Raw genomic sequence first — 5272 nt, 5'->3', positions numbered from 1 at the left:
CCCCAGCGGCCCCGGCCCGGCCGGCCCCCCGCCGGCCCGTGCCGACGAGCGGCCCCGCAGCGTGCTCTACCTCGCCGCGTCGGTGTACTCCCCGGCGGACCCCTTCGCGACGGCGCTGCTCGTCGAGGGCGACCGGGTCTCCTGGGTGGGCTCGCACGAGGCCGCGCACGCGCAGCGCGGCCGCGCCGACGTCGTCGTCGAGGCGCCCGGGGCGCTCGTCACGGCCGGCTTCGTCGACGCCCACGCCCACGTCACCGAGGCGGGCCTCGCCGCGGGGGGCCTGGACCTCACGGACGTCGCGAGCGCCGACGAGCTGCTCGACCGCGTGGCCGCCGCGGCCGCCGCCGACCCCGGGCGGCCCCTGCTGGGCCACGGCTGGGACGACGACGCCTGGGCCGCTCGCGGGGGAGCGGCGGGGGCCCGGCTGCCCTCGCGGGAGGAGCTGGACCGGGCGGCCGGGGGCGCCGAGGTCCTGCTGTCCCGCGTCGACGTCCACTCCGCGCTCGTCTCGAGCGCCCTCGCCGACCGCGCCGGGCTCGCGGGCCTGGAGGGCGCGGGCGAGGGTGCGCTCGTGCGCCTGCGCGCCCACGACGTCGCCCGCGACGCGAGCCGGCGAGGTGCCCGAGGTGCTCGCCTACTGGGGCGCGCTGGCGCGCGACGAGGCGGAGGCGGCCGCCGCGCTCGCGGACGTCGAGGGCGCCGGCGTCCTCGGCCTGGCGGGCGACCTCTGCGTGGACGGCTCCTACGGCTCGCGCACCGCGTGGCTGCGCGCGCCCTACGCCGACCTCGCGGGCACCGGGCTGCCGGCCGCCCACGCGGGCGTGCCCCACCTCCGCGCGGCCGACGTCGCCGACCACCTCGTCGCCTGCACGCGCGCCGGGGTCCAGGGCGGCTTCCACGTCATCGGCGACGCCGCCGCCGACGCCCTCGTCGAGGGCCTCCTGGCCGCCGAGGCGCGGGTGGGCACGGCGGTGCTGGCCTCCGCCCGCCACCGGGTCGAGCACCTCGAGGCGCCCGACGCGCGGGCGGTCGCCGAGCTGGCGCGCCTCGGCGTCGTCGCGAGCGTGCAGCCCGCCTTCGACGCCCGCTGGGGCGGCCCGGACGGGCTCTACGCGCGTCGCCTCGGGAGCGAGCGGGCCTCGGCGCTCAACCCCTTCGCCGACCTCGCCGCCGCCGGGGTGCCCCTGGCCCTCGGGTCCGACGCCCCGGTGACGCCCTTCGACCCGTGGGGCGCCGTCCGGGCGGCCGCCGCCGCGACGCCGGGACCCGGCGCCCGCGCCCGCGGGCTCTCCGCCCGCGCGGCCTTCCTCGCCCACACCCGCGGGGGGTGGCGCGCGGCGCGGCGCGACGGCGAGGGCGTGCTGGTGCCCGGCGCCCTGGCGACGCTGGCCGTGTGGGAGGTCGGCGACCTCGTCGTCCAGGCCGCCGACGCGCGGGTCTCGAGCTGGAGCACCGACCCCCGCTCCGGCGTGCCCGGGCTGCCCGACCTGTCGGAGGGCGCGGCGGCCCCGCGCTGCCTGCGGCTCCTGCGCGCCGGCCGGGTGCTGCACGACACCGGCGACCTCGCGGCCTGAGAGCCTCGCGAGGCCGCAGGGTCGCAGGTCCGCAGGGCGGCACCGGCCCGGGCCGGCAACGGCTCAGGCCGGCGCCAGCGCGAGCGGGTCGTCGAGCAGCGGGGCCAGCGCGAGCTCGGCGGCGCCGACGAGCGTGGAGTCCGCGCCGAGCCCGGCGAGCCGGACGTCGACGTGGCCGCGCAGCGCCGGCAGCACGAGCCGCTCGACCCACGGCAGGACGTCGTCCTCGACGACCGGCCACAGGTCGCGCCACAGCCCCGCGCCGACGAGGACGACGTGCGGGTCGAGGACGTTGACGACGCTCGCGAGCCCGCGCGCGAAGGACCGCGACACGCGCTCGCGCGTGCGCCGCGCCGCCACCCCGCCGCGGTCGAGGCGCTCGAGCAGGCGCTCGGCGACGTCCGGCGCCTCGGGGTCGACGTCGAGGGGGGCGGCCCAGGCCGCGGCCGACGTCTCCGCCTCCCAGCACCCGCGGCTGCCGCAGTGGCAGGGGCGGCCCTCGGGGTCGACGCCGATGTGGCCCACCTCGCCGGCGAAGCCGCGGCTGCCGGTGAGGCGGTGCCCGCCGGACACGACGCCCCCGCCGAGCCCCCAGGTGCCGCAGAGGTAGACGACGTCGGCGGTGTCGCGCGCGGCCCCGCGCCGGCACTCGGCCAGGACGCCGAGGTCGGCGTCGTTGCCGACGGCGACGGCGAGCCCCCGGCCCAGGCGGGCCTCGAGCTCGCCGGCCACCTGCTCGCCGACGGGCTGCTCCACCCAGCCCAGGTTGGGCGCCAGGCCGACGACGCCGGCGCCCGCCCGCACGGTCCCCGGCACCGCGACGCCGGCCCCGACGAGGCGCGCCCGGTCGGCGGCCTCCGGCACGAGTCGCGCGGCCAGGTCCCCGGCGAGGGCGGCCACGCGGTCCGGCGGGGCCTCGGAGGGCACCTGGACGGTCCCGCGCTCGAGCACGGCGCCGCCCAGGCCCACGACCGCCGCGCGCAGCCAGTGGACGTCGAGGTAGAGCGCCAGCACCGTCGCCGAGCGCTCGCGCGGCGTCACGACGAGGGAGGGACGCCCGACGCCCCGCCCGGCCGCGGCGCGGGGCCGCCCCTCGTGGACGAGCCCCGCCTCGGCGAGGCCGCCCACGAGGTCGCCCACCGTCGAGCGCGACAGGCCGAGGGCCCCGGTCAGCTGGGCGCGGGTCAGGGGGCCGTCGCGGTGGACGGCCGACAGGAGCACCGACAGGTTGTGGCGGCGCACGTCGTCCTGGCTGCGGCCCACCGTCCGGGCAGCGGGGCGGCGGGGAGCATCGGGGCGGGGGGCCGCCCCCGCCCCGGCGGGCGCGCGCAGCGTCCCCCGGGACGGTTGGGCCACCGCTACCGGCCGGACGAGCTGCGCCGGCGCCGGGAGACGGCGTCGACGGCGGCGGCGAGCAGGAGCACGGCGCCGGTGACGAGGAAGTTGACGAAGGCGCGCTGGCCGAGCAGCCCCAGGCCGTTGGCGATCGTCGCGATGACGAGGCCGCCGATGACGGCGTTGACGACCTTGCCGCGGCCGCCGAAGAGGCTCGTCCCGCCGATGACGGCGGCGCCGACGCCGAGGAGCAGCGTGTTGCCGCCGCCGGAGCCGGGGGCGACGGAGTTGAGGCGGGAGGCCTCGATGACGCCGGACAGGGCCGCCAGCGTGGAGCCGATCATGAACACGGAGACGCGGATCATCTGGACGTTGATGCCCGCGCGCCGGGCCGCCTCGGCGCTGCCGCCCACCGCGTACACGTGCCGGCCGTAGGAGGTGCGGCCGAGCACGAAGGTCAGCACGACGAGCAGGACGGCGATGAGCGGCACCGACCAGGGCATGCCCGCCAGGGTGATGCTCGGCACGCGCGCCCGGTTCTGGGACAGGACCGCCGTGACGGCGAGGACGGCCGCGGCCACCGCGACCACGCGCAGCACGACGAAGGCGAGGTTGTCGCGGGTGAGCCCGCGGCGGCGCAGGGTCGACCAGCGCGCGAGGCTGAGGGCGGCGTACCCGCCCGCGGCGAGCGCGGCGAGGACCCAGCCGAGCGCGATCGGCACGTTGCCGTTGGCGATGGCGACGACGACGGGGTCGCGCACCGCGATGGTGCCGCCCTGGCCGATGAGCTGCAGCGTCACGCCCTGGAGGGCGAGGAAGAACGCCAGCGTGACGACGAAGCTCGGGATGCCGACCTTGGCGACGAAGAGCCCGATGAGCGTGCCGATGACGAGGCCGGCGAGCAGGCCGACGGGGACGCCGAGGAACCAGGGCAGGCCCGCGTCGCCGAGGGCGATGGCCATGACCGCGGCCGCGGTGCCGCCCGCGACGCCGGCGGACAGGTCGATGTCGCCGAGGAGGAGGACGAAGGTCAGCCCCATCGCCAGGACGATGATCGAGGACGCCTGCACGAGCAGGTTGGCGAGGTTGCCGGCCGTGAGGAAGGTGTCGGGCCGCAGCGCCGAGAAGAGGACGAAGAGGACGGCGAGGCCCAGGAGCGCGGGCAGCGAGCCGATGTCGCCGCCCTTGAGGCGCTGCACGTAGGCGGTGACGCCCTCGCGGAAGGTGGGGGCGGCCGCGGCCTCGGACATCGGGCTGCCGCCCGACCCGGTGGCCCGGGCCAGCTCGACGATGCGCGCGCGCTCGTCGTCGGACGAGCCCGGGGACGGGGCGGGCGTGGTGCCGGTGGGGGTGCTCACGGGTGCGCTCCTCAGTCCTGCGCGGCGGCGGTCAGGCCGAGCTCGCCGGAGCGGCCCGTCGTGATGAGCTCGACGACCTGGCTGCTCGTGACGTCGCGCGTGCGGACGGTCGCGGCGGAGCGGCCCAGGTACAGAGCGGTGATGGAGTCGGCGACCTCGAAGACGTCGCTGAGGTTGTGGCTGATGAGGACGACGCCCAGGCCGTTGTCGGCCAGCCGGCGCACGAGGTCGAGCACCTGGCGGGTCTGGGCGACGCCGAGGGCGGCCGTGGGCTCGTCGAGCAGGACGACCTTGGAGTTCCACAGCACGGCCTTGGCGATGGCCACCGTCTGCCGCTGCCCGCCCGAGAGGCTCGCGACGAGCTGGCGGACGGAGCGCACCGTGCGCACCGAGAGGCTCGCGAGGGTCTGGCGCGCCAGCTCCTCCATGGTCGTCTCGTCGAGGACGCCGGCCTTCTTCTTCTCGCGGCCGAGGAACATGTTCTGGACGATGTCGAGGTTGTCGCACAGCGCGAGGTCCTGGTAGACGACCTCGACGCCGAGGTCGGCGGTGTCCTTGGGCCCGTTCACCGTGACCGGCCGACCCTCGAAGAGGTACTGCCCGCCGTCGGTCGTGTAGATGCCGGCGACGCACTTGACGAGCGTCGACTTGCCGGCGCCGTTGTCGCCGACGAGCGCGGTGACCTCGCCCGCGCGCACGTCCAGGTCGACGCCGTGCAGCACCTGCACCGCGCCGAAGCTCTTGTCGATGCCGCGCAGGGACAGCAGCGGCGTCGCCGCGCCGTCGGGGCCGGAAGGGGCCGCGGTCGCGGCCGGGGTGCTCGTGGGGCCCAAGGGGGTCCTCCTCGTCGAGGCGCCGGGGGACCGGCGGCCGGGGGTGCTCGTGGGGCCGCGCGCCGGGCCGGGACGGGCGCGCTGCGGCCACCACCGGGCGCGGGGGCGCCCGGCGGTGACCGGGGGAGCGGGGGAGCCGCGGTGGGGGGGGGGGGGGGGGGGGGGGGGGGGG

4 protein-coding genes and 1 pseudogene are annotated in these 5272 nt (G+C 78.7%); 2 read left to right on the top strand and 3 right to left on the bottom strand.

Going from position 1 to position 5272, the window contains the following annotated elements; translation table 11 throughout:
• Positions 1-61: 61 nt before the first annotated feature.
• Together HLB09_RS18690 and HLB09_RS18685 are read left to right on the top strand one after the other, a co-directional pair.
• Positions 62-499: pseudogene (locus HLB09_RS18690) on the top strand (amidohydrolase family protein); the annotation flags it as partial.
• Between the two features lie 127 nt (positions 500-626).
• Complete coding sequence (locus tag HLB09_RS18685) at positions 627-1574, top strand: amidohydrolase family protein (protein ID WP_322790163.1); 948 nt, start codon at positions 627-629, stop codon at positions 1572-1574.
• A 63-nt stretch (positions 1575-1637) separates the two neighbouring features.
• On the opposite strand, the gene HLB09_RS12490 is transcribed toward HLB09_RS18685, so the two are convergent.
• From HLB09_RS12490 to HLB09_RS12480, 3 genes are all read right to left on the bottom strand, one after another.
• The gene (locus HLB09_RS12490; RefSeq protein WP_171203681.1) at positions 1638-2816 is read right to left on the bottom strand and encodes an ROK family protein; all 1179 of its coding nucleotides are present in this window, start codon (positions 2814-2816) and stop codon (positions 1638-1640) included.
• A gap of 116 nt (positions 2817-2932) precedes the next feature.
• Positions 2933-4159, bottom strand: a complete 1227-nt coding sequence (locus HLB09_RS12485; RefSeq protein WP_171203683.1) for a sugar ABC transporter permease — start codon at positions 4157-4159, stop codon at positions 2933-2935.
• A 119-nt stretch (positions 4160-4278) separates the two neighbouring features.
• Complete coding sequence (locus tag HLB09_RS12480; RefSeq protein ID WP_246235293.1) at positions 4279-5100, bottom strand: ATP-binding cassette domain-containing protein; 822 nt, start codon at positions 5098-5100, stop codon at positions 4279-4281.
• Positions 5101-5272: the final 172 nt, after the last annotated feature.

Origin of the sequence: Pseudokineococcus marinus (assembly GCF_013004605.1) — a bacterium.
Taxonomy (GTDB): domain Bacteria; phylum Actinomycetota; class Actinomycetes; order Actinomycetales; family Quadrisphaeraceae; genus Pseudokineococcus; species Pseudokineococcus marinus.
The sequence above is the reverse complement of the archived record's forward strand: the minus strand, read 5'-3'. Positions and strand labels throughout refer to the sequence as shown.

Coding starts and splice junctions, on each gene's coding strand:
- HLB09_RS12485 (WP_171203683.1), bottom strand. CDS start 4,159: ATGTCCGAGGCCGCGGCCGCCCCCACCTTCCGCGAGGGCGTCACCGCC.